Annotated in this window: 22 protein-coding genes, 1 tRNA gene and 1 other RNA gene; 13 read left to right on the forward strand and 11 right to left on the reverse strand. The window is 67.7% G+C overall.

The genetic code is table 11. The features are described from left to right. The first annotated feature begins 220 nt into the window (after positions 1-220). Positions 221-1,765: an alanine/glycine:cation symporter family protein gene (locus HNR24_RS13160; RefSeq protein WP_058887717.1), complete on the forward strand. Its 1,545-nt coding sequence runs from the start codon at positions 221-223 to the stop codon at positions 1,763-1,765. 194 nt (positions 1,766-1,959) lie between these two features. Here the strand turns inward: HNR24_RS13160 and HNR24_RS13165 are convergent, their stop codons facing one another. The 3 genes from HNR24_RS13165 to ligA are packed head-to-tail and all read right to left on the reverse strand — an operon-like array spanning position 1,960 to position 5,722. Further along, complete coding sequence (locus tag HNR24_RS13165; protein WP_058887478.1) at positions 1,960-2,541, reverse strand: GNAT family N-acetyltransferase; 582 nt, start codon at positions 2,539-2,541, stop codon at positions 1,960-1,962. 5 nt (positions 2,542-2,546) lie between these two features. Next, positions 2,547-3,398 carry an inositol monophosphatase family protein gene (locus HNR24_RS13170; RefSeq protein ID WP_058887477.1) on the reverse strand — a complete coding sequence of 284 codons (852 nt, stop codon included), beginning with the start codon at positions 3,396-3,398 and terminating at the stop codon, positions 2,547-2,549. Continuing rightward, positions 3,395-5,722, reverse strand: a complete 2,328-nt coding sequence (gene ligA, locus HNR24_RS13175) for an NAD-dependent DNA ligase LigA (RefSeq protein WP_058887476.1) — start codon at positions 5,720-5,722, stop codon at positions 3,395-3,397. Before ligA ends, HNR24_RS13170 begins: the two co-directional genes overlap by 4 nt. A 34-nt stretch (positions 5,723-5,756) precedes the next feature. Between ligA and HNR24_RS13180 the strand changes: the two genes are divergently transcribed. Then, entirely contained in the window at positions 5,757-6,632 is an 876-nt protein-coding gene (locus HNR24_RS13180) for a fructosamine kinase family protein (RefSeq protein ID WP_058887475.1), read from the forward strand. Positions 6,633-6,648: 16 nt separating this feature from the next. Here the strand turns inward: HNR24_RS13180 and HNR24_RS13185 are convergent, their stop codons facing one another. Continuing rightward, the gene (locus tag HNR24_RS13185) at positions 6,649-7,227 is read right to left on the reverse strand and encodes an arsenate reductase/protein-tyrosine-phosphatase family protein (protein WP_058887474.1); all 579 of its coding nucleotides are present in this window, start codon (positions 7,225-7,227) and stop codon (positions 6,649-6,651) included. Between the two features lie 46 nt (positions 7,228-7,273). Here HNR24_RS13185 and HNR24_RS13190 point away from each other — a divergent pair, with 46 nt between their 5' ends. Then, entirely contained in the window at positions 7,274-8,110 is an 837-nt protein-coding gene (locus HNR24_RS13190) for a CPBP family intramembrane glutamic endopeptidase (RefSeq protein WP_182495987.1), read from the forward strand. A gap of 66 nt (positions 8,111-8,176) precedes the next feature. On the opposite strand, the gene groL is transcribed toward HNR24_RS13190, so the two are convergent. Beyond that, a complete protein-coding gene (groL, locus tag HNR24_RS13195; protein WP_179440866.1) occupies positions 8,177-9,772 on the reverse strand; it encodes a chaperonin GroEL in 1,596 nt (531 codons plus the stop codon). 73 nt (positions 9,773-9,845) lie between these two features. After that, complete coding sequence (gene groES / locus HNR24_RS13200; protein WP_058887472.1) at positions 9,846-10,142, reverse strand: co-chaperone GroES; 297 nt, start codon at positions 10,140-10,142, stop codon at positions 9,846-9,848. A gap of 341 nt (positions 10,143-10,483) precedes the next feature. Between groES and guaB the strand changes: the two genes are divergently transcribed. From guaB to HNR24_RS13215, 3 genes are all read left to right on the forward strand, one after another. Next, the gene (gene guaB / locus HNR24_RS13205; RefSeq protein WP_182495988.1) at positions 10,484-12,022 is read left to right on the forward strand and encodes an IMP dehydrogenase; all 1,539 of its coding nucleotides are present in this window, start codon (positions 10,484-10,486) and stop codon (positions 12,020-12,022) included. A gap of 13 nt (positions 12,023-12,035) precedes the next feature. Continuing rightward, positions 12,036-13,178, forward strand: coding sequence for a GuaB3 family IMP dehydrogenase-related protein (locus HNR24_RS13210; RefSeq protein ID WP_058887470.1), 1,143 nt, complete (start codon positions 12,036-12,038; stop codon positions 13,176-13,178). A gap of 121 nt (positions 13,179-13,299) precedes the next feature. After that, a complete protein-coding gene (locus HNR24_RS13215; RefSeq protein WP_157075320.1) occupies positions 13,300-13,755 on the forward strand; it encodes a hypothetical protein in 456 nt (151 codons plus the stop codon). A gap of 127 nt (positions 13,756-13,882) precedes the next feature. On the opposite strand, the gene HNR24_RS13220 is transcribed toward HNR24_RS13215, so the two are convergent. Further along, positions 13,883-17,068 (reverse strand): ExeM/NucH family extracellular endonuclease, encoded by a 3,186-nt coding sequence (locus HNR24_RS13220; protein WP_182495989.1) that lies wholly within the window; start codon positions 17,066-17,068, stop codon positions 13,883-13,885. Between the two features lie 291 nt (positions 17,069-17,359). On the opposite strand from HNR24_RS13220, the gene HNR24_RS14430 reads away from it, so the two are divergent. After that, entirely contained in the window at positions 17,360-17,521 is a 162-nt protein-coding gene (locus HNR24_RS14430; protein WP_502306749.1) for a DUF8730 family Cys-rich protein, read from the forward strand. Between the two features lie 83 nt (positions 17,522-17,604). Here the strand turns inward: HNR24_RS14430 and HNR24_RS13225 are convergent. Continuing rightward, a tRNA-Ser gene (locus HNR24_RS13225) sits at positions 17,605-17,689 on the reverse strand. Between the two features lie 141 nt (positions 17,690-17,830). On the opposite strand from HNR24_RS13225, the gene gluQRS reads away from it, so the two are divergent. Beyond that, the gene (gluQRS, locus tag HNR24_RS13230) at positions 17,831-18,763 is read left to right on the forward strand and encodes a tRNA glutamyl-Q(34) synthetase GluQRS (protein ID WP_182495990.1); all 933 of its coding nucleotides are present in this window, start codon (positions 17,831-17,833) and stop codon (positions 18,761-18,763) included. Positions 18,764-18,835: 72 nt separating this feature from the next. Here gluQRS and HNR24_RS13235 read toward each other — a convergent pair whose 3' ends face one another. Continuing rightward, entirely contained in the window at positions 18,836-19,813 is a 978-nt protein-coding gene (locus HNR24_RS13235) for a zinc-binding dehydrogenase (RefSeq protein WP_058887466.1), read from the reverse strand. Between the two features lie 175 nt (positions 19,814-19,988). Here HNR24_RS13235 and HNR24_RS13240 point away from each other — a divergent pair, with 175 nt between their 5' ends. From HNR24_RS13240 to HNR24_RS13250, 3 genes are all read left to right on the forward strand, one after another. Continuing rightward, a complete protein-coding gene (locus HNR24_RS13240; protein WP_182495991.1) occupies positions 19,989-21,686 on the forward strand; it encodes an alpha-keto acid decarboxylase family protein in 1,698 nt (565 codons plus the stop codon). Positions 21,687-21,727: 41 nt separating this feature from the next. Next, an RNA gene (gene ffs, locus HNR24_RS13245) (signal recognition particle sRNA small type) lies at positions 21,728-21,824 on the forward strand. Positions 21,825-21,891: 67 nt separating this feature from the next. Then, positions 21,892-22,419: a LytR C-terminal domain-containing protein gene (locus HNR24_RS13250; RefSeq protein ID WP_058887464.1), complete on the forward strand. Its 528-nt coding sequence runs from the start codon at positions 21,892-21,894 to the stop codon at positions 22,417-22,419. A gap of 65 nt (positions 22,420-22,484) precedes the next feature. Here HNR24_RS13250 and HNR24_RS13255 read toward each other — a convergent pair whose 3' ends face one another. Beyond that, on the reverse strand, positions 22,485-22,910 hold the full coding sequence (locus tag HNR24_RS13255) for a hypothetical protein (RefSeq protein WP_232301666.1): 426 nt from the start codon (positions 22,908-22,910) through the stop codon (positions 22,485-22,487). Positions 22,911-23,121: 211 nt separating this feature from the next. On the opposite strand from HNR24_RS13255, the gene aceA reads away from it, so the two are divergent. Both aceA and HNR24_RS13265 read left to right on the forward strand, forming a co-directional pair. Continuing rightward, positions 23,122-24,489, forward strand: a complete 1,368-nt coding sequence (gene aceA / locus HNR24_RS13260) for an isocitrate lyase (protein WP_083504563.1) — start codon at positions 23,122-23,124, stop codon at positions 24,487-24,489. Between the two features lie 28 nt (positions 24,490-24,517). After that, positions 24,518-25,177, forward strand: coding sequence for an aldolase/citrate lyase/malate synthase family protein (locus tag HNR24_RS13265; RefSeq protein WP_058887463.1), 660 nt, complete (start codon positions 24,518-24,520; stop codon positions 25,175-25,177). A 126-nt stretch (positions 25,178-25,303) separates the two neighbouring features. Here HNR24_RS13265 and HNR24_RS13270 read toward each other — a convergent pair whose 3' ends face one another. Further along, entirely contained in the window at positions 25,304-26,212 is a 909-nt protein-coding gene (locus HNR24_RS13270) for a glycine betaine ABC transporter substrate-binding protein (protein ID WP_058887462.1), read from the reverse strand. Positions 26,213-26,237: the final 25 nt, after the last annotated feature.

The raw sequence follows: 26,237 nt of genomic DNA on the forward strand, positions 1-26,237 counted from the left end.
CCCATGCGCGATTCTGGGCCGTTTCTGTGTTCTATGGCACAATTCTCTCTTGTGCAATATTCCACCACCTGGAAACATGCACGATACACAATCATTGCGTGTCGCAAACTCGCGGTAATAGTGGGGGAGTAGATTGTTGCGCAACCCAGGGCCTGGCCCTGGAGAGTCAGTTCGCACGCGCTTTGCACCGATCATCGAGTGAGGGAATCACATGAGCACCATGAGTGCATTTATCTCGGCGGCAGCCACGGAGGAATCCGCGCTGCAAGGGGCCGCCACCACCGTGGACGGCTGGTTCGCGGGAATCACTGAGTTTTTCGCCGGAATCATCTTCGCCACCGTCCCGCTGGGCGGCTTCGACGCACCGGTCGTGGTGCTGTGGTCGATTCTGGCCGCCATCGGTTTCACGATCTATTTCGGATTCGTCCAGTTCCGCACGCCCCTGATCAGCCTCGAGGTCGTCCGCGGCAAGTGGACCACCGAGAAGGACCCGGGCGAGGTCTCGCACTTCCAGGCGCTGACCTCTGCGGTCTCCGCCACCGTGGGCCTGGGCAACATCGCCGGTGTGGCTGCCGCGGTCTCGCTGGGCGGCCCCGGCGCCACCTTCTGGATGATCGTCGCCGGTCTCTTCGGGATGTGCACCAAGTTCGTGGAGTGCACCCTGGGTGTGAAGTACCGCTACATCGATGAGAACGGGGTGGTCCACGGCGGACCCTTCCAGTACCTCAAGGTGGCCTACCACAAGCTGGGCCGCATCCCGGTGGCCATCATCACCGGACTCTTCGCCATCGCCATCATGCTCTTCGGCGTGGTCGGCGGCGGCATGTTCCAGGCCAACCAGGCCTTCGGCCAGCTGCGCGCAGCCACCGGCGGCGAAGAGGGCGTCTTCGGCTCGGACCTGGCAGCGCTGATCTTCGGCGTCGTGTTCGCCGCACTGGTCGGCGTGGTCATCATCGGTGGCATCAAATCCATCGGCTCGGTGACCGCCAAGCTCGTTCCCGCCATGGCGATCATCTACGTCGGTGCCTGCCTGATCGTCATCGCGGTCAACTTCGGCAACATCGGCGAGGCCTTCGGTGCGATCATCAGCGGCGCGTTCTCCCCGGAGGGCATCTCCGGCGGCGTGCTCGGCGTGATCATCATCGGTGTCACCCGCGCGGCCTTCTCCAACGAGGCCGGCATCGGCTCCGCACCGATCGCACACTCCGCGGTGAAGACTCGTCGACCGATCTCCGAGGGCTTCAACGCCGCCCTGGAGCCCTTCATCGACACCGTCGTGATCTGCACCATGACCGCGCTGGTCATCATCTTCGCCTGGACCCCGGAGTACCAGGAAGCACTCGACGCCGGGGGCGCGGACAACCCCGTGGGGCTGACCTCGGCGGCCTTCGACTCGTTCCTGCCGGGCTTCAACATCGTGCTGACCATCGCAGTGCTGCTGTTCGCCTACTCCACGCTGATCACCTGGGCGTACTACGGCATCCAGGCCTGGCGCCACCTCTTCGGCACCACCAAGGTCGGTGACGCGATCTTCCGTTCGATCGTACTGGTCCTGGTCGTCATCGGCTGCCTGGTCTCCACGCAGAACATCTTCGACTTCGCCGACTCGGCGCTGTTCATGTGCATCTTCATCAATGTGATCGGCCTGGTCATCCTGGCGCCCAAGGTCAAGGAAGAGATGAAGCAGTACATGGCAGACCGCAAGGCCGGCCGTCTGCTGGAGGATCCGGAGCCGCTTCCGCACGAGCTGGCGGAGCGCCGCTGATCCTGATGGCCCAGCGCGAGACCTCGCGCTGAGCCGAGCAAGAAGCCCGGTGGCACCTCTCGAGGCGAGAGGGGCCACCGGGCTTCTTCGTGCCTGGAGCAGAGCAGTTGCGGCGCTGAAGGAGGGGGCTGGACCGCGGCGCTGGAGGAGGGCGCTGGGCTCGACGTCCTGCGGTCCAGGAGCTGTGCTGCGACTCAGGCCGGGTCTTGGACCGTGCTGCGCAGGAAGAACGGGAAGCGCGCAGACTTCTCGGGCAGATAGAAGTCCCGCTCGGGCATCGCGTGGAAGCCCTCCGAGCGGTAGAGCGCGTGGGCTGCGGTCATCGAGGTCAGGCTGCACAGGGTCAGCGCCTGGATCTCCGGTCGTGATTCGGCCAGGTCGATGATGTGGCGCAGCATCGCCCGAGCGATCCCACGGCCCTGGTGCTCCGGCGCCACGGCGAGCATCCGGAACTCCATCTCCCCGGGCAGAGAGACCTCCGCCATCGGGCCCCCGGCGTCGGTGACCGCCACCGAGGCGGCCACGGCGGGACCATCGGCGGTGCTGACTTCGGCGACCAGCAGCTGCGAGCCGCGGGCACGGGTCGCCACGTCGCTGAGGTGGGCCACATAGGAATCTCCGGCGGTGAGGAAGCCGCCGTCGACGTAGGCGGCCACGGTGAGCTCCGCGATCCGGTCCCAGTCGGCCTCGCTGGCGGCGCGGATCCGTATCGGCGCAAGCCCCTGCCGCGCCGGGGCCGGTCCGGTGTCGGTGTGCTGGTTCGATCTCTGCGGCATGGGGCTCAACGGGTCAGCGGAGCCGGCGACAGCTCGCTGGGGTCGATGCCGATATCCCCGATCACGGTCCAGTCCGGGGTCTTGCTGCTGTCTGCGGCGATGGGGCGGCGCACGAAGACGCCGGCCTCCTCGGCGATCAGCGCGCCGGCGGCCCAGTCGTGCTCCCAGATGCCGTACTCGGCATACGCGTTCTGGGTGCCGTCAGCGACCATGCAGATGTCCAGGGCGGCGGCTCCGAGGCGGCGCATATTGCCGAAGTGCGGCAGCATCGCGGTGACGGCGGCGGTCTGCTCGGCGCGCCGCGCTGGATCGTACCCGAATCCGGTGGAGAGCAGTCCGGCGTCAAGCGGCCCTGCGGGTCCGCTCAGCCGGCTCGGCTCCGAGTCTGCGTGGGTGCTCCAGGCGCCCTGGCCGGCGCTGGCCCACCAGATCCTGGACAGCGCCGGAGCGACGACGACGCCGGCCAGCCAGGTCCCGTCCGGGCCCTGCAGGCCCACCGAGGTGCCGTAGTACACGATCCCGCGCACGAAGTTCGTGGTGCCGTCCAGCGGGTCGATGGACCAGCGGTAGCCGCTGGGCTCGGCAGGGGTGGTGGTCCCATACTCCTCCCCGGAGACCTCATCCGAGGGTCGCCGCCGATGGATGACCTCCCGCACCGCCTGCTCCGCACGCCGGTCGAAATCGGTGACCAGATCCGAGGCCGAGGATTTGGTCTGCACCCCGGAGTGCTCCTGTCCCAGGACCAGCCCCGAGGGAGAGACCTCCTCGCGCTCGGCCAGGACGCCGGCGCCGGCGGCGGCAGCCTCGTGGGCGATCTCCAGCAGGTCTTGCAGCTTCTGCGGGTTCGGCTTCGTCATGCATCATCCAATCCGTCGGGACCCTTGTTCAGCAGTACAGTGAACGCTTCTTCATCGAGCACCGGCACACCCAGTGCCTCGGCCTTCTCGAGCTTGGTTCCGGCGTTCGCACCGGCCACCACGTAGTGGGTCTTCTTCGAGACCGACCCGGCGGCTCGACCGCCGCGAGTGATGATGGCCTCCTTGGACTCGTCCCGGGAGTAGCCCTCCAGGGAGCCGGTGACCACCACGCTGAGCCCCTCCAAGGTGCGCGGTGTGGAGTCGTCGATCTCATCGACCATCCGGACCCCGGCCTGCGCCCAGCGATCCACGATCCTCACGTGCCAGTCGGTGCTGAACCAGTCGGTGAGCGTGGTGGCCATTCTCGGGCCCACGCCGTCGATCCCGGCAAGCTCCTCCTGGCTGGCGCCGCGGATCTTGGCCATCGAACCGTAGGCGTTGGCCAGCGCGCGGGAGGCGGTCGGCCCGACATGGCGGATCGAGAGCGCGACCAGCACCCGCCACAGCGGCTGGGCCTTGGCCTTCTCGAGCTCGGCGAAGAGCTGGACGGTGTTGGCCGTGGGCTCGGAGGCCTTCTTCACGGTGCCGTCCTTGGCGAGCTGGGCCTTGGTGTAGAAGTACCGTGAGGGCGCCCACTTGCCGGTGGGCTCCCGCTCCCCGGTCTCTTCGTTCTTGCGCCGGGTCTCCCGCCAGACGTAGACCTCCTTGAGGTCCTCCACGCGCAGGTCGAAGAGCCCAGCCTCGCCATGGAGGACCGGCTCCTGCGGCAGCGGCGCGCCCTCGTCGTCCAGCGGGAGCTCGATGCCAGAGGTCTTGGTCTCCGCCCAGTCGATGAGCTCAGGGATGGGACGGCGCAGATCCGGGTTGGTCAGCGCCAGTCCGGCCTCCTCGCCGAGGGCCTCGATGTCCAGGGCGCCGCGAGAGCCGATGTGGACCACGCGTTCGCTGACCTGGGCCGGGCAGCTCTCGGCGTTGGGGCAGCGGTAGTCGACGTCGCCCTCTTTGGCGGGGGCGAGCTCGGTGCCACAGACCGGGCAGTGGGTGGGGAAGCTGAACTCCACCAGCTCATCCTCGCGGTTCTTCCGTGAAGGAAGCACCGGTCCGACCACCTCCGGGATCACGTCACCGGCCTTGCGCACGATCACGTCGTCCCCGATCAGCACCCCCTTAGCCTTGACCACGTCGCGGTTGTGCAGCGTGGCGCGGGAGACCACCGAACCGGCGACCTTCTTGGGCTCGAGCACGGCGAAGGGCGTGACCCGCCCGGTGCGCCCGACGTGGACCATGATGTCCAGCAGCCGGGTGTGGACCTCCTCGGGAGGGTACTTATACGCCGCGGCCCAGCGCGGGACTCGGGAGGTGTGTCCCAGTCCGCGCTGGGCGGCGAAGTCATCGACCTTGATGACCACCCCGTCGATCTCATGGACCAGCGAGTGCCGCTTCTTCTCATGCTCATCGAGGTAGGCCTCGATGGCGGCGTAATCATCGAGCAGCGCGGTGTAGGGACTGACCGGCAGACCCCATGCGGCGAGCTGGTCATAGGCGGCGTGCTGACTCTCCGGCTCGAAGCCGGTGCGGGCGCCGATGCCGTGGACGAACATGGACAGCGGCCGCTGGGCGGTCTTTGCGGGGTCCTTCTGCCGCAGCGATCCTGCGGCGGCGTTGCGCGGGTTCGCCAGCGGGGCCTTGCCGGCCTCGGTGAGCTGGTCGTTGAAGGCATGGAAGTCTGCCGTCGGCATGAAGATCTCGCCGCGGACCTCCAGCTCCTCGGGGTGGTCCTGCCCGGCCAGCTGGGCGGGGATGTCCTTGATCGTGAGCACGTTGTGCGTGACGTCCTCACCGGTGGTGCCGTCACCGCGGGTGGCGGCCCGGACCAGCTTGCCCCGGCGGTAGAGCAGATTGATGGCCAGACCGTCGATCTTGACCTCGACGAGCCACTTCACGGTCTCCTCCGGGCGCAGGGAGGCCAGCGAGGCGGTGGCGCGGTCGTACCAGGTGCGCAGCTCGGCGAGCGTGAAGAGGTCTTCCAGCGAGTACAGACGCTGCAGGTGCTGCACCGGGGAGAAGGCCTCGGCGACCTCACCGCCCACCTCCTGGGTGGGGGAGTCCACGGCCACGATCTCCGGGTGCTCGGCCTCGATCGCCTCCAGGCGTTCGAAGAGGACATCGAACTCGGCGTCGGAGATGATCGGATCGTTGTCCTGGTAGTAGGCGATCCGGTGCTTGCGCACCTCCTCCACCAGCTCCACGTACTCCTCGCGCAGCGCATGGGAGGGGACGGCCTCGGGGGAGTCAGCGGCGGGGGTCTTGGTTGATTCGCTCACTCGTCCGAGTCTAGTCCTGACTAGGGTGTGACACATGGCTTTCCTCAAGCAGGCCCCCGCAGATCACCCGCAGGCCACCATGGTCGAAGCTGCCGGGCTGCGCTGGCTCGCCCAGGCGGCCCAGGACGGCGGCGCCCCGGTGGTGCCGGTCCTCGCCGCCTCCCCGGGGGAGGCCTCCGCAGCGGATCGCTCTCCAGGACCGCCGGCGCGGCGCGGTGAGCTGAGGCTTCAAGAGCTCACCCCGGTGGCCCCGGACCCGGAGGCGGCCCGGGACTTCGGCGCCGCGCTGGCGCGGACACACGGCTGGCTGGCTGCACAGACCACTGATGCTCCTGGCTTCGGGGCGCTGCCCCCGGAGCACCCGGCGCGGACCCCGGCCTATTTCGGCCCTGCGGACCAGCCCGTGGAGCTGGGCACCGGTGTGCACGACTCCTGGGGCGCCTTCCTCGCCGCGGAGCGCCTGGACCCGGTGCTGGCGGCGCTGGAGTCAAGGATCACGCGAGAGGACGCCCGGCTGCTGCGCTCGGCGCGGGAGAAGATCGGCAGCGGGGCGCTCGACGACGCCGAGCCGCCCGCGCTGATCCACGGGGACCTCTGGGCCGGCAATGTGGTCTGGGCGTCCACCGACTCCGGCCAGGCACAGGGAGTGCTGATCGACCCGGCCGCGCACACCGGTCACCGGGAGACTGACATCGCGCTGCTGCACCTCTTCGGACTCCCACAGCTCGACGCCGTGATCAGCGGCTACCAGCAGCAGCACGCGCTGCGGGAGGGCTGGCAGGAGCGGATTCCGCTGCATCAGCTCTTCTGCCTCAGCGTGCACTGGCTGCTGTTTGGGGCAAGCTACAGCGGGCCCACCCTGAGTGCTGCGGAGTCTGTGCTCGAGCTCGCATCCAGGAGCAGCCGCTGAGCGCTGGGTCGCCTGCTCAGCGCTGCAGCGCGTCGCGCAGCGTCTCGATCGGGCCGCGGACCTGGGCGAAGGACTCGTCGAAGACCTCATCGGGCATCAGGTACGGGTCCACCACGTCGTCCTGCGCCGTGGAGGTCGCAGCGTGATCGCGCTGCCCGGCGACCAGCGGGAGCAGGGCCGCGAGCTTCTGCGCGGTGGTCTCCGAGGATGCCATCGCCTCGGTGAGGGCGGCTGGCTCCAGGGAATCCAGCAGCCGCGCAAACTCGCGCAGCGTGAAGACCTTCGGTTCGCTCTCGGGGACGTCGGTGAGGATATCGCGCACATGCCCGCGGGTGGCGGTGAGCACGAGCTCGGAGCCGTGGATCATCTCGGGGCTGAGCTGTTCGGCCACGAAGTCCTCGGTGACGGCCCCGTAGTCGAGGAGCCGGTGCTTCATCTGGGGCTCCATATCGTCTCCGACATGCGCCTGGGTGCCGGCCGAGCGCACCTCGATGCCGTCCTCGGAGGCGAAGACGTGGGCGAGCAGCCGGTCCATGGCGGGGGAGCGGCAGATGTTCCCGGTGCAGACGGCGAGCAGGGTGTAGGTCTCAGTCATATCTTCCATCTGACCACACTGATCGGCCGCGGGCAGATCTAGACTCATGAGCGTGAAGCCCACGACGCCGGAGGTCTCCGGTCCGCAGCCCGCCAGCACCCCCGCCCGTGACAGCTCAGTGGGAACGCCGGTGTCGATGACGCGGCGCTTCCTGGGCTGGGAGCTGGCGATCGTGCTGGGGCTCTCGCTGGGGCGCTCGGCGGTCTATGCGGTGCTCCAGCTCGCGGAGCGCCTGACGCTGGCCCCGCTGGCCGAGCAGAGCGCCACGGTGCAGACCTCACGGTCCCGGGCGGAGTTCTTCGACCTCAGTTACCAGGTGCTGGACTCGCTGTTCGCGCTCTTCCCGGTCGCACTGGTCTGCTATCTGTTCTTCCTCCAGGGGGTGAACCCGTTCCGTCGTTTCGGGCTTGACCTGCGCCGTCCGGTCCGGGACCTCAGCCTCGGCGTCGGGCTCTTCCTGATCATCGGGCTGGGCACGCTGGTGGTCTACGGCGCCGGGCGGGCCGCGGGGATCACCACCGAGATCATCCCGGCCGACGTCGGGGAGCACTGGTGGACCTCGCCGGTGCTGATCCTCGCCGCGCTGCGGCATTCGCTGCTGGAGGAGGTGATCATGGTCGCCTACCTCTTCGACCGCGCTCGCCGGATCTGGCCCCGAGCGGGGATCTGGCTGATCATCCTGGCCGCCGCGCTGCTGCGCGGGGCGTATCACCTCTACCAGGGCTTCGGCCCGGGCATCGGGAATCTCCTGATGGGGATCATCTTCGGGTGGCTCTATCACCGCTACGGACGGGTGATGCCGCTGGTGATCGCGCACCTGCTGCTCGATGTGGTGGCGTTCCTGGCGTTCCCGCTGGTGCTGCGGCTGGCCTCGCTGCAGTAGCTGCGAACCACGTGGGGCCCTGACCGAGAACGGTCAGGGCCCCACGTGGTCAGGGTTCAGGCGAGGTCAGTGCTCCTCGTCCTCGTCCTTCCGCTCGACCACCAGGGTCTCGGTGGTCAGCACCAGCGCCGCGATGGAGGCGGCGTTCTGCAGGGCAGAACGGGTGACCTTCACCGGGTCGATGACGCCATCGGCGATCAGATCGCCGTAGACGCCGGTCTTGGCATTGAAGCCGTGGTTCGGTGCCATCTCAGAGACCTTGGAGGAGACGACGAAGCCGTCCTCCCCGGCGTTCTGCGCGATCCAGCGCAGCGGCTGAACCAGGGCGCGGCGCACGATGCCCACAGCAGCTGCGGCATCACCGGTGAGCGCCTTGACATCAGCGTCCTCATCGAGCACCGAGAGGGCGTTGATCAGGGCGGTGCCGCCGCCAGCCACGATGCCCTCCTCGAGAGCCGCGCGGGTGGAGGAGACGGCGTCTTCGATCCGGTGCTTGCGCTCCTTGAGCTCCACCTCGGTGGCGGCGCCGACCTTGATGACGCCGATGCCGCCGGAGAGCTTCGCCAGACGCTCCTGGAGCTTCTCGCGGTCCCACTCGGAGTCAGAAGCGTCGGCCTGGGCCTTGATGGTGGCCGCGCGAGCGTCCACATCTTCCTTGGATCCGGCGCCGTCGACGATGGTGGTCGCATCCTTGGTCACGGTCACCCGACGAGCGGTGCCCAGCGACTCCAGGTCCACCTGGTCGAGCTTCAGGCCCAGATCAGGAGAGATGACCTGTGCACCGGTGAGCACGGCGATGTCCTCGAGCATGGCCTTGCGGCGGTCCCCGAAGCCGGGAGCCTTCACTGCGACCACGTTGAGCGTGCCGCGCAGCTTGTTGACCACCAGCGTGGAGAGGGCCTCGCCCTCGACGTCCTCGGCGATGATGAACAGCGGGCGCTTGGCCTGCAGGACCTTCTCCAGGACCGGCAGGAACTCCGCCATGTTGGAGATCTTGCCCTGGTTGATCAGGATCAGTGGATCTTCGAGGACCGCTTCCTGGCGCTCTGCGTCGGTGACGAAGTGCGGGGAGAGGTAGCCCTTGTCGAACTGCATGCCCTCGGTGATCTCCAGCTCGGTGGAGGTCGAGGACCCCTCTTCGATGGTGATCACGCCATCGGTGCCCACAGCGTCGAAGGCGCGAGCCAGCAGCTCGCCGACCTCGTCGTTCTGCGCGGAGATCGCGGCCACGTTGGCCACCTGCTGGCCCTCGACGTCGCGAGCGTTCTCGCGCAGCCGGCGGGTCACAGCGGCGACCGAGGTCTCGATGCCGCGCTTGATCTCGCTGGGCGCCGCGCCGGCGGCGACGTTGCGCAGGCCTTCCTTGACCAGAGCCTGGGCGAGGACGGTGGCGGTGGTGGTGCCGTCGCCTGCGACGTCGTTGGTCTTGGTGGCGACTTCCTTGGCCAGCTGCACGCCAAGGTTCTCGTAGGGGTCTTCGACCTCCACCTCACGGGCGATGGTGACGCCGTCGTTGGTGATGGTCGGTGCGCCCCAGGACTTGTCCAGGACCACATTGCGGCCCTTGGGACCGAGGGTGACCTTGACCGTGTCTGCGAGCTTATCGATGCCGGCTTCCAGAGCGCGGCGTGCAGCGTCATTGAATTCAAGCTGCTTTGCCATAGGTTAGTGCTCCTTTGAGAGTGTGAGAATCGGAACGTGAGGAGATCCGTGAAGAGCCTTCAGCGGTCCGTTCTTACTTCTCGATGATGGCCAGGACGTCGCGAGCGTTGAGCACCAGGTACTCTTCGCCGCTGACCTTGACCTCGGTGCCGCCGAACTTGGAGTAGATGACGACGTCGCCCTCGGAGACGTCGACCGGGATGCGCTTGCCCTTCTCATCGAAGCGGCCTGGGCCCACGGCGACGACCTTGCCCTCCTGGGGCTTCTCCTTGGCGGTGTCGGGGATGACCAGACCGGAAGCGGTGGTCTGCTCTGCTTCCAGGGGGCGGACAACGATGCGGTCTTCGAGAGGCTTGATGGAGACTGACACGTCAGTACTCTCCTTTGCGTGGTGTGGATTCGGTTTATCTGCACAGGCCCGTGCTGAGCCTCCCGGTGCGTCCGGGGTGCTCGACGAGCCGAAATCTTCTCGCACGCCTTAGGAGTGGCCAACCGTCGTCGCGGTGCCGGATGGTGCCCCGTCAGGCTGATCTCCGCAGGTTGACGGCCCACGGACAAGCTGGCACCCGAGGGTCCCGAGTGCTAAGTCTGACTTTATAGACGGCCTTAGCACTCGGTCAAGCAGAGTGCTAAGGCTTTGGCTCCGGGCGGACGGGCACGGGACGTAGACTTGTCGCTGAGCTATTCGCTTTGACCCCGAGAGGCCCCACCGTGACTGAAACTCATCATCAGACGAGCGCCGCCGGAGGACCGGAGCACGACCCCTTCGGCTTCGTCGGACTGACCTACGACGACGTCCTGCTGCTCCCCGGCGCCACCGACGTCATCCCCTCCGAGGCAGACACCACCACCCGGTTCTCCCGCAACATCGAGCTGCAGTCTCCGGTGGCCTCCGCGGCGATGGACACCGTCACCGAGGCGCCGATGGCCATCGCCATGGCGCGCCAGGGCGGGATCGGCATCCTGCACCGGAACCTCTCCATCGAGGACCAGGCCCGGCAGGTGGACAAGGTCAAGCGCTCCGAGTCCGGGATGATCAGCGACCCGGTGACGATCACCCCGGACGCGACGATCGCCGATCTTGACGAGCTCTGCGCCCATTACCGGGTCTCCGGGCTCCCGGTGGTGGATGGGGAGTCCAAGCTGCTGGGCATCATCACCAACCGTGACACCCGGTTCATCCCGCGCGAGCAGTACCTGACCACCAAGGTCTACGAGAAGATGACCCCGCAGCCGCTGATCACGGCTCACGTCGGGATCCCCAATGAAGAGGTGCTGCGGATCTTCTCCGAGCACCGGGTGGAGAAGCTGCCGCTGGTCGATGACCAGGGCGTGCTCCAGGGCCTGATCACCATCAAGGACTTCGACAAGGCCGACCGCTACCCGCAGGCCACCAAGGACTCCGAGGGCCGGCTCCGCGTGGGAGCGGCCGTGGGCTTCTTCGGTGAAGGCTTCGAACGCGCGATGACCCTGATCGACGCCGGCGTGGACGCCCTGGTGGTGGACACCGCCAATGGGCACACCCGCGGGGTGCTGGACATGATCGCCAGGCTCAAGGCCGAACCGGCCGCTGCCGGGGTGGACGTGATCGGTGGTCAGGCGGCCACCCGGGAAGGCGCCCAGGCGATCATCGACGCCGGGGCCGACGCGGTGAAGGTCGGTGTCGGGCCTGGCTCGATCTGCACCACCCGCATCGTGGCCGGAGTCGGAGTGCCTCAGGTCACCGCCATCTACGAAGCCTCCAAGGCGGCCATCCCCGCCGGGGTCCCGCTGATTGCCGACGGCGGCCTGCAGCACTCCGGAGACATCGGCAAGGCGCTGGTCGCCGGGGCCGATTCGGTGATGCTCGGTTCGCTGCTGGCCGGCTCCGCGGAGTCCCCGGGAGACCTGGTCTTCTACAACGGCAAGCAGTTCAAGGCCTACCGCGGCATGGGTTCGATGGGGGCGATGCAGACCCGCGGGAAGAACACCTCCTTCTCCAAGGACCGCTACTTCCAGGCCGATGTGCCCACCGACGAGAAGCTCATCCCCGAGGGCATCGAAGGCCAGGTGCCCTACCGCGGACCGCTCGAGGTGGTGTTCCACCAGCTCACCGGTGGTCTGCGGCAGACCATGTTCTACGTGGGCGCGTACACCATCGACGAGCTGAAGCACAAGGGCAAGTTCGTGCGGATCACCTCCGCCGGACTCAAGGAATCGCACCCGCATGACATCATGATGACGGTGGAAGCGCCGAACTACCGGCGCTAGTAAAGGAGCAGCTTTGAGCAACGAGATCCCCATCGGCCTGGCCAAGAACGGCCGCCGGGCCTGGGCTCTGGACGATGTCGCCATCGTCCCGAACCGGCGCACTCGCAGCCCCGCAGACGTGAGTCTGGACTGGCGCATCGATGCGTATAACTTCTCCATGCCGGTGATCGGCGCGCCGATGGACTCGGTGATGTCCCCGGCCACCGCCATCGAGCTGGGCCGGCAGGGCGGGCTGGGCGTGCTCAACCTCGAAGGGCTCTGGACCCGCTACGAGGACCCGGCCCCGGTGCTCGCCGAGATCGCGGCGCTGGGCGCCGAGGAGGTCTCGGCGGAGAACACCCGACGGCTCCAGCAGCTCTACTCCGAGCCGATCAAGGCCGAGCTGATCACCGCACGGCTGGCCGAGATCCGCGAGGCCGGCGTCGTCGTCTCCGGCTCGCTGACTCCCCAGCGCACCCAGGAGTTCTACCGCACGGTCATCGAGGCCGGGGTGGACATGTTCGTCATCCGCGGCACCACCGTCTCGGCCGAGCACGTCGCGCAGAACGGTGACCCGCTGAACCTCAAGGAGTTCATCTACGAGCTCGACGTGCCGGTGATTGTCGGCGGGGCCGCCGGGTACACCCCGGCGCTGCACCTGATGCGCACCGGTGCAGCCGGGGTGCTGGTGGGCTTCGGCGGCGGCGCCGCGACCACCACCCGCCGCGCCATGGGGATCCGAGTCCCGATGGCCACCGCGATCAGCGATATCGCCGCTGCCCGCCGGGACTATCTGGATGAGTCCGGAGGCCGCTATGTCCATGTGATCGCCGACGGCGGCATGGGCTCCTCCGGGGATCTGGTCAAGGCGCTCGCCATGGGCGCCGACGCTGTGATGCTCGGGACCACCCTGGCCCGCGCCGAGGAGGCGCCGGGGAAGGGCTGGCACTGGGGACTCGAAGCGGTGCACCCGGACTTCCCGCGCGGACACCGCACCCGGGTGGGCACCGTGGCGCCGCTGCAGGAGGTCCTCTGGGGCCCCGCGCACCACACCGACGGCTCCTCGAACCTGATGGGCGGGCTGCGCCACGCGATGGCCTCCACCGGCTACGTGGACCTGAAGTCCTTCCAGCGCGTGGACGCGATCGTCTCCCCGATGGGCCAGCAGACCCGCTGAGGTCGCACCGCTGGGCCAGCAGACCCGCTGAGGTCGCACCGCTGGGCCAGCAGACCCGCTGAGGTCGCACCGCTGGGCCAGCAGACCCGCTGAGGTCGCACCGCTGGGTAGTATGCGGTCCATGACTCAGAATCTGGCTCCGGCTGCCCGCAGGATAGTGGGCCTCGACGCCCTGACGTGCCTCGCGGCTGCCGTACTGGGAGTGGCCGGGGGACTCCTGCTGATCGGCCTGGGCGAGATGCTCCTCGCCGGGTCGATCAGCGCCGCCACCTGGGGCTTCTACCCGGTGGTGTTCATCATCGTGGTGTTTCCCGCGCTGCTCAGCGCCGGCGCTGCCGTGCTCGCAGTACAGCTCCTGCGCAGATTCTCCGGGACTGAGAAGACTGTGCGTTTCGAGCCCCTGCTGGGGGCCGCCGTGGTGGCTCTGGGCATGTCGCTCGGGATCTTCTCCTGGGGCGGCATGGCCAGCGTCCTGGGCATGTTGGCGACCAGCCTGCCCGTCGCCGTGCTGACCTGGCTGGGCCTGCGGAAGTCCGGGGCCATCGCCGCCCGCCGCGCCGCCCGGGGTGTGTCCTAGAACCTGCTCTCGGCGCGAGGGTGGGATGCCGCCGAGCTCACGCCCTGCAACATCCCACCCTGCGACATCCCACCCTGCTCACCGACGCCTCAACCGCTGCGCCGGCTTCAGCAACGGCTGGACCAGCTCAGCAGCTGCCGGCCGCTTCCCAGGGGCCGTACTGGTTCCCCGGCTCCTGGTTCCGGGTGTACCACTTCGCGGTGTAGCTGAGCCCCTCGTGCACGATGGTCTCGCCGCCGTCGAACTGGGAACTCGGCGCCCACTGCGGCAGGCTCTCGCCGCCGCACATGGTGGGCGCACCGATCTGCGACCAGGCGCTCCACGGGGTGGCTCCCGGAGTCTGGTTCTGGGTGTACCAGAGCGCCCGATAGACCCCGCCCTCGTGACTCACGATGTCCCCGTTGGTGTAGACCGCTGCCGAGTCCCAGGCCGGGTGCTCGGGGGTCTCGCCGGTGTCTCCGTCGCCCTCATCGTCCCCGTCGCCACCGTCGCCGGGGGCTGCGGGGCCGGAGAGCGCCAGGTCGGCGAGGATCGGGTCGTGGTCGGAGGAGCGCCACTGGTCCGGGGTGTGCAGCAAGGTGCCCACCGAGTTGTACCGGCTGTACTCCAGCGCCAGGGGTTCCACGGCATTGATGTTCCAGATCTCGGTCTGCACCACGTCCGCCGCGGCGGCCTCGGAGGCGAAGAGGTGATCCAGGGACCCCACGGCGCCGCCGAACATGTAGCTGTACCCGCCGGTCTCCGCGGAGAGGTTCGCATAGCCGGCGTCGGCGATGACCTGGATCGGGTCCTCCATCTCATAGGAGTTGAAGTCACCCATCAGGAAGACCTTCTCGGTCTCGGCCTCCTCTTCCAGGGCCTCGGCGAAGGCCACCAGCGCCTCGGCCTGACGCACCCGGTCCCCGTTGAAGGAGCCCTGCCCGTTGGTGTCGGCGTTGTCTCCGCTGCCGCTGCCGCCCTTGGACTTGAAGTGGTTCACGATCGCCAGGAAGCTGTCCTCAGCCTCTGCCTGGCCTCCCTGTACCCCTGCGTCCACCGCGGTGAACTCCTGGGCCAGCGGCTCACGGGCGTTGGAGAAGATCGCGTCCAGGTCCAGCTCCCCGAGCTGGCTCTGGTCCAGGTCTTCCACGCCGTCCTCGAAGAGGATCCGGGAATCTCCTTCCGGGGCCACCCGGTCGGTGCGGTAGATGAATCCGTTGCGGATCACGTCCTCCGCCGCGGGAACCTGCTCCGGGGATTCCACGTAGTCCCAGGTGCCGGCGCTGCCCTCGGCCTGGTTCAGCGCCTGGACCAGTGCCGCCAGGGCATGGTCCCGGCCGCCGTCTTCGAAGAAGTGCCGGGTGTTCTCGATCTCCTGGAGCGCGACGACGTCGGCGTCGAGCCCGGAGATCGCCGCGACGATCTTGGACTCCTGACGCTCGAAGCTGGCCTGGCTGTAGGCGCCCCGGGCATCGCAGAAGTCGTTCGTGGTGGGCTCGCCGTCGATGTCGGTGTAGAAATCACAGCCCGGCTCATCCTCACCCAGGGAGATGAAGTAGTTGAGCACGTTGAATCCGGCGATCCGCACATCGCCCTCGCGCTCCGCCGGGGACTCGTTGCCTTCCCGGGTGTTCTCGAAGCTGGCCGGCTGGACCTGCTCGGCGGTCTCCGGGGTCAGCTTGGAGAGCGGCTGCAGACGCCATTCCTCGAAGCGGTAGTCCATGATCACGTCGGTCTCCCAGAGCACCTCGGCGCCGACCCGGATCGGATCCTCGATGGTCAGGTACGGCAGGGGCTGTGCGCGGTCAGCGCTCCAGGACTGCCAGGAGGTCGACGCCGCGTCATCGAGGTAGATCACCCGTTCCTCGTTCTGAGCGGCCAGCGCCTGGGCCTCAGGCCCGGGCCGGAACGCCGAGGTGGGATTCACCAGCGGCTCCTCGCCGAGCACGATGCCGATCTCGCCATACTGGTTCAGCGTGTAGTGGTCGGTCACGGTGTAGGTTCCCTGCGGGTCCAGCAGCATGCCCAGCAGCGATGCACGCTGCTCCGCATTCTCCGGGACCTCGATGGAAGCCGGCTTCACCGCCTCGAAAGGCTCGTCCTGGATCAGCGCGAGCTCGTGGTGCGGGGTCTGCGTGGACCCCGGGTAGAGCGCGATCTGCGGGTTGTCGAAGTAGACCGTGGCGTCGCCGGTGATCTCCACGAAGTCACCGATCTGCACGCTGTCTTCGGCGACCGCAGTGGGGGAGTAGACGAAGATCGCATCCGAGGTCTCGTGGTCTTCGAGATCCACGTCCCCGCCGGTGCCGGCGGTCTGCAGGTAGAAGCCGTTGAAGCTCTGCTGCGCAGGGTAGACCGCGGTGACCACGCCTCGGGTGGTCACCGGGAGGTCCTCCTCGCCGGCGCCGTCCAGGGCCTGGTTGATCTCGGCGATCTCGAGCTCATCGGGCTCGATGGGCTCAGGATCGGTGGGCTCGGGGTCAGTGGGCTCGGGATCGGTGGGCTCGGGATCGGTGGGCTCAGGGTCTGTGGGTTCCGGATCCGCGGGCTCGCTGGGTTCCGGTTCACCGGGTTCGGTCGGATCCGTCGGCTCGGGCTCGCCCGGCTCAGTGGGTTCCGGCTCGCCCGGCTCTCCCAGCGTCTCCCCGGCGGCGTTGGTTGGAGAGGGCTCGCCACGGGTGAAGTCCGCGGAGTTGTCATCGGTGTCGGCGCCTGAGGTGCGACTGATCGATGTGGCGTTCGTGCCGGTGGGGGCCGGTGCCGTCTCGAAGGTGTTGCTGGTGCCGAAGCCCAGCAGGTCTGCCACCTGGTCGTGGTTCACCACCGAGTCCACGGGCAGCTCGCTGAGCGTCTCGGAGGTGCTGGCCAGGATGAAGGTGCCTCCGGCAGCCGCGCCGATGGCCGCTCCGGTCTGGGCATCCGGGGTGGGCAGGGTGGCGCCGTCGCCGTTGTTGCCGCCGCCCTGGATCAGGTAGTGGCCATTGGGGGCGATCTCCCCGCCGAGCGGAATGGTCGTGCTCGGCGCGCCCGTCGTCGTCCTGGCCCGGTACTGCAGGGACCACTCGCTGAGGTCCACGGCCACCTCGCAGGTGTTCAGCAGCTCCACGAACCGGTGGGAGAGTGCAGCCGAACCGCTGCCGCCGTTGGGGAAGGCCTCGTTGATGACGACGCAGTCCGCGCCGCCCTCGCTGTCGGTCTCCTCGAGGGCTGGTGGGGCGGTGGAGCCGAAGGCCGGAGCTGGGGCCAGCAGGGCCGCGCTGAGCCCCAGCGCGGCAAGTGCGCGGGGGAGTGGTCGTCGTCGCCCGGGTGGGGAGACGTCGTGGGAGGTGTTCATCAAGGTGGAGTCCTCTTCGGGTCATGGTGATCGTCCTGCGCTCACCGATGGTCACGTCAGTGCTGCATCCCAGGGCCGGGCGGGCCGCGAGCAGACCGCCGCCGACCGGGACCACCTCGAATCCAAGCAAAGTCATGTGAACAGGATGCTACGGAGAGGGAAACCGCCTTCCTCCAGCTCGGCGGCGAGCACGCGAACCGTCGTGCCTCGAGGCGGCGAAGAGGAAGGCGGATCCTGTATACCCCCTGGGGTATTATGGAGTCACTGTTCACCCGAGAAGAAGGAGCCACCATGTGCCGAGCCGTGACCTGTGAGACCTGCGGAAAGACAACCTGGGCCGGATGCGGCCAGCACGTGGATCAGGTGATGCGCGGGGTCAGTGCGGCCCAGCGCTGCCCGGGGCACGAGCCGGCACCCTCGAGCGGGTTCTTCAGCCGGATCTTCGGCCGCTGAGCCTGACCCGCTGGTGCGAGGCACGGGTGAAGACACGAAGAAGCCCGCCGGTCTGATCTCTCAGACTGACGGGCTTCCATCGGCGGAGGATGGGGGATTTGAACCCCCGAGGGCGTGAACCCAACACGCGTTCCAAGCGTGCGCCATAGGCCGCTAGGCGAATCCTCCTGGCTGCTCCCCGCTGGCTTGCTTTATCGGCGTGGCCCTCGAGAGCAGACTTCATACTAGCGGAGAACCGACGCATAATGCACATCGGGCCCCCGTAGGATGGGTCACTGCCGTGATCTGACCTGAGGAGAGGGGATACCGATGCCCGCCGGACGCTACGCACCGAGTCCCTCAGGGGAGCTGCATCTGGGCAATCTGCGCACCGCGATGCTGGCCTGGCTCTTTGCCCGCTCCACCGGCCGGAGGTTCCTGCTGCGCTTCGAGGACCTCGACCTCGAGCGCACCGTACCCGGGGCGGAGGAGCAGCAGGCCGCGGATCTGCGCGCGATGGGAGTCAGCTTCGATGACCACGAGGGCGCCGGGCTGATCCGGCAGTCAGAACGGATGGATCGCTATGCGGCAGCCATCGCAGAGCTCACGCAGAGCGGGATGACCTACGAGTGCTTCTGCTCGCGCCGCGAGATCCGCGAGGCCACCCGGGCGCCCCACGCGCCCACCGGCGTGTACCCGGGCACCTGTCGGAACCTCAGCGAGGACCAGCGGGCGCGCCGTCGGGCGCAGCGGCCGGCCGCGCTGCGGCTGCGGGCGCCCCGGTCCCAAGCGGGCGTCGCAGAGGAGTTCTCCGCCGAGGACGTGCTGCTGGGCCGGATCACCACCGCGGTGGATGACTTCGTGATCCGACGCAACGACGGCGCCCCGGCCTACAACCTTGCGGTGGTGGTCGATGATCAGCTCACCGCGGTGGATCAGGTGGTCCGCGGAGACGACCTGGCCTCCTCCACGCCGAACCAGGCCTATCTGCGCGGACTGCTCTACGGCGCGGAGGCCGCCGCGCAGGTGCAGTATGCCCACGTGCCGCTGGTGCTCAACACCGAGGGCAAGCGCCTGGCCAAGCGCGACGGCGCCGTGACCCGCGCCGCGCTGAAGGACCAGGGAGTCGATGCCGAGGCGCTGCGCGACCTGCTGCTGGTCTCACTGGGACTGCCTGCGGGCCCGCTGGACCAGGCCCTGGGGTCCTTCGACCCGCAGGCGCTGCCCAGCGAGCCGTGGGTGTTTCAGCCCCCGGGCAGCTGACCCCCCGGTGAGTCGATACCCCGGTGAGTCAACACATTGGGCAGCTGACACCCCGGACCCCGCCGCTGGGACTCAGGGCCGCAGCAGGATCTTGCCCTTGCGGCCTGGGACGAAGTTCGCCTTCGACGCCTCGCGCACCTGATCGAAGGGGTAGGTCGCCTCGGCGGTGAGCGAGAGGGTCCCGTCCTTGACCCGGGTGAGCAGCTCGGTGAACAGCTCGCCCCGGCGCTGCGGCGCCAGCTCGCTCATCACGCGGGAGCCCCAGAAGCCCTTGACGGTGATGTTGTTGAAGATGATGGCCCCGGAGTTCAGTCCCATGGTGCCCCCGGCCATGGCGCCGAAGATCACCAGGGTCGCGTCCTCGCCCAGCTGGGAGAGCACATTGTTGCTCGCATCCCCGCCCACAGAGTCGATGCCGGCGACGATCCTCGCCCCGCCGGTGATCTCGGCGACGCGGCCCTGCCAGCCCGATGACTCGGTGGAGACGACCTGGCCGATGCCCTGAGCGTTGAGCTCCTCGACGCCGTCGTCGCGACGCACCAGACCGAGCACGTTGAGGCCCCTGGTCGGCGCGAGCTGGGCCAGCATCCGCCCCACGGCGCCGTTGGCGGCGTTCTGGATGATCCAGTCGTCCTCCTTCAGATCCAACCAGTCCAGCAGCGCGATGGTGGAGAAGGGCATGGCGACCAGCTGAGCGGCGACCTCGTCGTCGGCGTCGTCGTCCACCGGAATCAGGCCCGCCGCCGGCGCGGTGAAGTACTCCGCCCAGGCGCCGAAGACGCCACCGGCGGCGACCCGCTGACCCAGCTCGAGGTTCTCCACGCCCTCGCCGAGGGCGTCGATGACCCCGACGGCCTCAGACCCGGTGCGGGCCGGCAGCTCCGGCTTGAAGCCGTAGGACCCGCGGATGGTCCAGAGGTCGTGATTGTGGATCGGGGAGAGCAGGGTCCGCACCCGCACCTCGCCGGCACCGGGTTCCGGGGTGGAGACCTCTTCGACGTCAAGGACGTCCCAGGGCTCTCCGAAAGTCTGCTGGGTGACTGCGCGCATCTTCTCCTACTTCCATTCGGGGGTATGCGCTCGAGAACAGGAGATCGCGGACGCCTATTCCTGCGGCATTCTGCTGTGACGGCTCCCACGTAGACTGAGCGCACCGTAGACCGTTGGCCGCCCAGCCGAACCACCCGCATCGCTGGAGCCGGCCAAGACCATGAAGGCGAGACCCATGCCCGAAGAGAACAACACCGAAGTCACCCAGGAAGAGTCCCTCGAGAACTACACCATCGGTGACTACCTGCTGGACCGGTTGGCCGAGCTCGGCCTGACCGAGCTGTTCGGCGTCCCCGGAGACTTCAACCTGCACTTCCTGGACCACGTCGTGGCCCACCGCAGCATCCGCTGGGTCGGCTCCGCGAACGAGCTCAACGCCGGCTACAGCGCCGACGGCTATGCCCGGATCCGCGGCATCGGCGCGTTTCTGACCACCTACGGGGTCGGGGAGCTCTCCGCGATCAACGCGGTGGCCGGCTCCTACGCCGAATCAGTCCCGGTGGTCCAGATCGTCGGGGCCCCGCCGAAGGAGACCCAGGCCTCGGGCCGGAAGATCCACCACTCCCTGGGCGACGGTGACTTCAAGCACTTCCTGCGCATGGCCGAGGAGGTCACCTGCGCCCACGCCGATCTCGACGCCCCGACCGCCACCTGGGAGATCGACCGCGTCCTGCGCGACGTCGTCTTCCGCCGTCGCCCCGGCTATCTGATGCTCGCCGCCGACGTCGCCGAGGTGGCCGCCTACCCGCCCTCGGAGCCGCTGACCACCGATCTGCCGGTGACCACCCCGCGCGCCGTCGCCGCCTTCGAAGAAGCCGTGCGCCGCTTCCTGCCCGGACGCCGCACCGCCGTGCTGGCCGATCTGCTGGTCCACCGGCTCGGCGCCACCGAGGAGCTGGCCTCCTTCCTCACCGACTCCGAGCTGCCCTTCGCCACCCTCGCCTGGGGCAAGACCCTGGTGGATGAATCGGACCCGAACTTCGTGGGCATCTACGCCGGAGCCGCCTCGCAGGAGAGGGTGCGCGAGGTCATCGAGGGCGCCGATGCGCTGATCACCCTGGGAGTGGAATACACCGACAACACCACCGCGGGCTTCTCTATGGACCTGGACCCGGCACGGATGATCGACGTCTCCCGCTTCGGCGCCCGGGTCGGGGACGAGGTCTTCACCCCAATCTCGCTGCAGGACGCGCTGGCGGTGCTGCACCGAGTGACCACCGAGCTCGACGACGTCGCCCCCATGCCCGCGGTGCATGCCCCGGCCACCCAGACGCCACGGGATCCGGCAGAGGGTCCGCTGACCCAGGACGGTCTGTGGTCCGTGCTGGCCTCCCAGCTGGAATCTGCGAACATCGTCGCGGCCGACCAGGGCACCAGCTACTTCGGGATGGCCTCCCACCGGTTCCCGGCGAAGTCCACGTTCATCGGACAGCCCATGTGGGGCTCCATCGGCTACACCCTGCCCGCGATCATCGGTGCCGGTCTCGCCGATCCCAGCCGCCGCCCGGTCTTGCTGATCGGTGACGGCTCTGCGCAGCTGACCATCCAGGAGATGGGCGTGATGATCCGCGAGAAGCTGCCCGTGGTGGTGGTGCTGGTGAACAACGACGGCTACACCGTGGAGCGTGCCATCCACGGACCCGACGAGGTCTACAACGACATCGCGCCCTGGCGCTGGGAGCTGGTGCCCCGGCTCTTCGGCGCCGAGGAGGAGGACTACCTCTACCGCCGGGTCACCACCGAGGCGGAGCTGCTGGCGGCCTGCAAGGACACCATGAGCAACCGCGAGAAGCTGGTCGTCATCGAGGCGATCACCGACCGCGATGACATCCCGCAGCTGCTCGAAGATGTGGCCAACGCGCTCAAGCGATGAGCTCCATTGGCCTTGGACCCTGAGGCCGAGATACGATGAACCCCGGCCCCACGTGCGGTGCCATCCTGCTGAACTCCCCCAGGACCGGAAGGTAGCAAGGGTAAGTGGGCTCTGGCAGGTGCACGTGGGGCTCTTCATGTCTCCGGCGCGCCAGGTTCGACCGGGGCAGGAGCTGCGGCCGCTGTGAGCTTCTAGAATCGAACCCATGGATCACCGGCCCGCGAGCACGCGCACCCGAAGGCTCCTCATCTGGCTGGGCACCTTCGCGGTGATCGGGATGATCAGCGGGGCCAGCTGGCTGATGATCAACGGAACGCTTCCGCTGAGCATCTTCGGCCGCGGATCGATCCCGACCGCCGAGCAGTGCCCCTCCAGCACGCAGCAGCCGGTGGTGCCCGAGCGGGTGCGGATCTCGGTGTTCAACACCACCAACGCCGCCGGGCTCGCCCACGAGGTGGCGGACGAGCTCCGTGATCGCAGCTTCCGAGTCGCCGAGGTGGACAACGACTATTTCGCGGACACCGGCTTCGCCGGAATCATCCGGGTGGGGGACCGGGGTCTGCGCCAGGCGTACACCCTCCAACAGCACATCCCCGGCACGATGGTCGACGTCGATGAGCGCGATGATTACAGCGTGGACCTGATCCTGGGATCTGAGTTCTCGGTCCTGGACATGGAAGAGGCCGGGGACCTCGAGATGGTCCCCGGCCAGCTGCGCTGCTCCACCGACTGAGTTCGCTCAGCCAGCTCGGTGCGATCCGGCGCGGCTCGGAACAGCTCTGCCCAGTTCAGTCAGTCTCAGCGTGCGTTCCTCCAGCGGCGCGCAGCCATGAAGCTGCGCACGCCCAGGATGATGTAGACCACCAGCACGATCACGGTGACCAGGGCGGAGATCACGGCGCCCGGGTTCTCGGACTCGCCGGCGAAGAGCTCGGGCAGGCTCATCAGCGGCATGATCATGCCGAGTGCGCCCAGCAGCGCGACCACCAGGGCGATGTGCACCCCGAGCTTGCGGTTCTTCCGCGCGATGCCGCCGCTGCTCAGCAGCAGCACACCCACCACCGAGGGGATCAGCGCGGTCATGCTCGAGAAAGACGTGGCCACGTAGCCGATGATGCCGACCAGCAGCAGCAGCCCGCCCACGATCAGGGTCAGCCGCGGCATCGGGCTGGAGGGGGCGGCCGGCGTCGTCGTCGGGTGTGTGGAGGTTTCGGGGTTTGTCATGGGTGCTCCTCATGGTCTCGGATGGGCTGAATCTCGGTGTCCTGCGTCTTCTACACAGTGTAGAAGATGGGATCGGCCCGAATCTTCCGGGGTTTCTTCGATTCCGCAAAGAATCGCAGATCTTTGATGAGGAATCTCTAGTCAGGGGGCTTCACAGGGCGTGAACTGGGGTTGTCCCCGAAAAACGGTCCACGATTCAAAGGAGATTCAGATGACCGAGACACTTACTCCGCAGTCCGAGACATCGCAGACCTCGCAGCCCCAGGGCACGCTCAGCCCCGAGACCAAAGAGGTCTTCCAGCAGAAGGTCGACGCGCTGCAGCAGGACTGGGACACCAACCCCCGCTGGGAGCACACCACCCGCGACTACTCCGCAGCCGAGGTCATCAAGCTGCAGGGCAACGTCCAGGAGGAGCACACGCTGGCCAAGCGCGGCTCCGAGAAGCTCTGGAGCCAGCTCACCGCAGAGCACGCCGAGGGCAAGTACACCAACTCCCTGGGCGCGCTGACCGGAAACATGGCGGTCCAGCAGGTCAAGGCCGGGCTGCGCGCCATCTACCTCTCCGGCTGGCAGGTCGCCGGCGACGCCAACCTCTCGGGTCACACCTACCCGGACCAGTCGCTCTACCCCGCGAACTCGGTGCCCTCTGTGGTGCGCAGGATCAACAACGCGCTGCTGCGCGCGGATCAGATCGACTACCTCGAGGGCACCCGCACGGTGGAGGACTACATGGTCCCGATCATCGCCGACGCCGAGGCCGGCTTCGGCGGACCGCTGAACGCCTACGAGCTGATGAAGTCCATGATCGCCTCCGGCGCGGCCGGTGTGCACTGGGAAGACCAGCTGGCCTCGGAGAAGAAGTGTGGCCACCTCGGCGGCAAGGTGCTGATCCCCACCGGTCAACACGTGCGCACGCTGCAGTCAGCCCGTCTGGCCGCCGATGTGCACAACACCCCCAGCGTGGTGATCGCCCGCACCGACGCCGAGGCGGCCACCCTGATCACCTCCGACGTCGACGAGCGTGACACCCCCTTCATCACCGGGGAGCGCACCGCCGAGGGCTTCTACAAGGTGCGCAACGGCATCGAGCCCTGCATCGCCCGCGCCAAGGCCTACGCCCCCTACGCGGACCTGATCTGGATGGAGACCGGCACCCCGGACCTGGAGTACGCCAAGCAGTTCGCCGAGGCGGTCAAGGCGGAGTACCCCGACCAGATGCTGGCGTATAACTGCTCGCCCTCCTTCAACTGGAAGAAGCACCTCGACGACGAGACCATCGCGAAGTTCCAGCGCGAGCTCGGCGCCATGGGCTTCACCTTCCAGTTCATCACCCTGGCCGGCTTCCACGCGCTGAACTACTCGATGTTCGAGCTGGCACGCGGATACAAGGAGAACCAGATGAAGGCCTATGTGGAGCTCCAGGAGAAGGAGTTCGCCGCAGAGGCAGAGGGCTACACCGCCACCAAGCACCAGCGCGAGGTCGGCACCGGCTACTTCGACGCGATCTCCACCACGTTGAACCCCGAGTCCTCCACGGTGGCCTATAAGGGCTCCACCGAAGCAGGACAATTCCACTGATCCACCGGCATTGACAAAGGAGTCAGCCATGAACGCCCAGACCAGCACATCCATCCAGTCCAGCACCGAACCCCGCAATGAGAGCATCGCCGGTCCCACCGAGGAAACGCAGAGCACCGGCATCACCATCAACGGGATCACCCTCACAGCACCGCGGGCACCGCGGCAGAATGAGGTGTTCACCGCGGATGCGCTGACCTTCCTGAGCACCCTGCACCGCGAATTCGGCACACGCATCGCCGAACTTCAGGCGCCGGAGCTGCAGCCGCAGCGGAACTTCGCACCGAGCCCGACGGGCCGGCGCGGCAGCGCGGAGGAGGCCGAGGCCTCCTGGAAGGCGCTGGTCGAGCAGTACCTGGTGGAGCCACCCGCGGCCTTCACGACTCCCCGGCGACTGACCCGCACAGAGGACCGGATCTTCTCGCAGGGGGAGGCGCTCTCGGCCGGACTGGTCGACTTCGCGCTGCACATCCAGCGCCGGGCCCGTCGCCTGGTCTCAGAGGGCAGGGCTCCGTTCATCTCGTTGCTCGGCATCGAGGGTGAGCAGGAGCTGGAGATCTGGCAGGAGATGTTCACCCGGGCCGAGGAGCTGGTCGGACTTCCCGCCGGCACCATCCGGGCCATCACGTTCAGCGCCGAGCAGGACGACGCCGGCGGTGCCATCCTGCTGCAGAAGCGGGCCCGCTGAGCCGCAGCTGCCCGTGGCGCGACAGACGGAGACCCCCGGTCCCACGCTCGAGTCCATGACTCGCAGCGGGGCCGGGGGTCTCCGTCTTCGGGCGCTGAGCAGCTGCTGCTGATCAACGTCTGCAGATCACTCCTTGAGCGAGTCGATCAGCTCGGCGTTGTCTTCCATCCAGGCTGCTGCGCCCTCTTCCTCGTTGTCGGCGTACTCGTTGACCATCATGTCCTCGAGCTCCGCGTACTCCTCGTCGGAGAGCGTGAAGTTGCCCATCCACTCGGCCACCTCGGGGAACTCCTCGGAGAACTCGGAGTTGGCGATGAAGTTCAGCGTCTCGGGCTCGCCCAGCGCGCCCTCCGGGTCCTCGAGGTCCTTCAGGTCGAAGTCGCCGTAGGCGTAGAACGGACGCCACAGGGTCACGACGATGTCTTCCTCGGCATCGATCGCTGAGCCCAGCTCGGTCAACATCGCCGCAGTGGAGGATTCGACGAGCTCGAAGTCTGCATCCAACTCATAGGCAGGGAACACGTCGTTGGCGGTCACGCCCATATGACCGGAGCCGGGCTCGATGCCGATGACCTGACCGTTGAAGTCCTCGGCATTCTCAGGCAGCTCAGCGATCGAGTCGATCTCGGTGTATTCAGGGACCGCCAGAGTCAGCACGGCACCTTCATAGTAGGCGCCGAGGTCTTCCAGATCGTCACCGTATTCCTCCATGTACTCGGCGTGGGTGACCTCCGGCCATGCGGAGGGATACACGTCGAGGTCGCCCTGCGCGACACCCGTGTAGAGCGGGGCGGCGTCGTTGATCTCTTCGATCTCCACCTCGTAGCCCTCGTCCTCGAGGATGCCCTGCCAGAGGTAAGCCATGCTCAGACCATCGGTCCAGCTGGGAATGATGCCCAGGGTGACGGTGCCGGAGCTCTCGGCACCGTCCCCGTTCCCTGCTGCGTCGTCCCCACCGCCGCAGGCGGTCAGCGCGAGGGCCGCCGCAGCGGTCAGGCCGATGAACTTCGATGTCGTGCCAGTGCGTGTACTCATGATGTGCCTCATTCTGTGTGTGCGG

It is taken from the genome of Nesterenkonia sandarakina (assembly GCF_014138825.1).
GTDB classification, from domain to species: Bacteria; Actinomycetota; Actinomycetes; order Actinomycetales; family Micrococcaceae; genus Nesterenkonia; species Nesterenkonia sandarakina.

Coding starts and splice junctions, on each gene's coding strand:
- HNR24_RS13180 (WP_058887475.1), top strand. CDS start 5,757: ATGGCTTTCCTCAAGCAGGCCCCCGCAGATCACCCGCAGGCCACCATG.
- HNR24_RS13265 (WP_058887463.1), top strand. CDS start 24,518: ATGAACGCCCAGACCAGCACATCCATCCAGTCCAGCACCGAACCCCGC.
- aceA (WP_083504563.1), top strand. CDS start 23,122: ATGACCGAGACACTTACTCCGCAGTCCGAGACATCGCAGACCTCGCAG.
- HNR24_RS13160 (WP_058887717.1), top strand. CDS start 221: ATGAGTGCATTTATCTCGGCGGCAGCCACGGAGGAATCCGCGCTGCAA.
- HNR24_RS14430 (WP_502306749.1), top strand. CDS start 17,360: ATGTGCCGAGCCGTGACCTGTGAGACCTGCGGAAAGACAACCTGGGCC.
- HNR24_RS13215 (WP_157075320.1), top strand. CDS start 13,300: ATGACTCAGAATCTGGCTCCGGCTGCCCGCAGGATAGTGGGCCTCGAC.
- HNR24_RS13270 (WP_058887462.1), bottom strand. CDS start 26,212: ATGAGTACACGCACTGGCACGACATCGAAGTTCATCGGCCTGACCGCT.
- HNR24_RS13190 (WP_182495987.1), top strand. CDS start 7,274: ATGAGCGTGAAGCCCACGACGCCGGAGGTCTCCGGTCCGCAGCCCGCC.
- HNR24_RS13255 (WP_232301666.1), bottom strand. CDS start 22,910: ATGACAAACCCCGAAACCTCCACACACCCGACGACGACGCCGGCCGCC.
- HNR24_RS13185 (WP_058887474.1), bottom strand. CDS start 7,227: ATGACTGAGACCTACACCCTGCTCGCCGTCTGCACCGGGAACATCTGC.
- HNR24_RS13250 (WP_058887464.1), top strand. CDS start 21,892: ATGGATCACCGGCCCGCGAGCACGCGCACCCGAAGGCTCCTCATCTGG.
- HNR24_RS13165 (WP_058887478.1), bottom strand. CDS start 2,541: ATGCCGCAGAGATCGAACCAGCACACCGACACCGGACCGGCCCCGGCG.
- groL (WP_179440866.1), bottom strand. CDS start 9,772: ATGGCAAAGCAGCTTGAATTCAATGACGCTGCACGCCGCGCTCTGGAA.
- HNR24_RS13235 (WP_058887466.1), bottom strand. CDS start 19,813: ATGCGCGCAGTCACCCAGCAGACTTTCGGAGAGCCCTGGGACGTCCTT.
- HNR24_RS13240 (WP_182495991.1), top strand. CDS start 19,989: ATGCCCGAAGAGAACAACACCGAAGTCACCCAGGAAGAGTCCCTCGAG.
- gluQRS (WP_182495990.1), top strand. CDS start 17,831: ATGCCCGCCGGACGCTACGCACCGAGTCCCTCAGGGGAGCTGCATCTG.
- HNR24_RS13220 (WP_182495989.1), bottom strand. CDS start 17,068: ATGAACACCTCCCACGACGTCTCCCCACCCGGGCGACGACGACCACTC.
- HNR24_RS13170 (WP_058887477.1), bottom strand. CDS start 3,398: ATGACGAAGCCGAACCCGCAGAAGCTGCAAGACCTGCTGGAGATCGCC.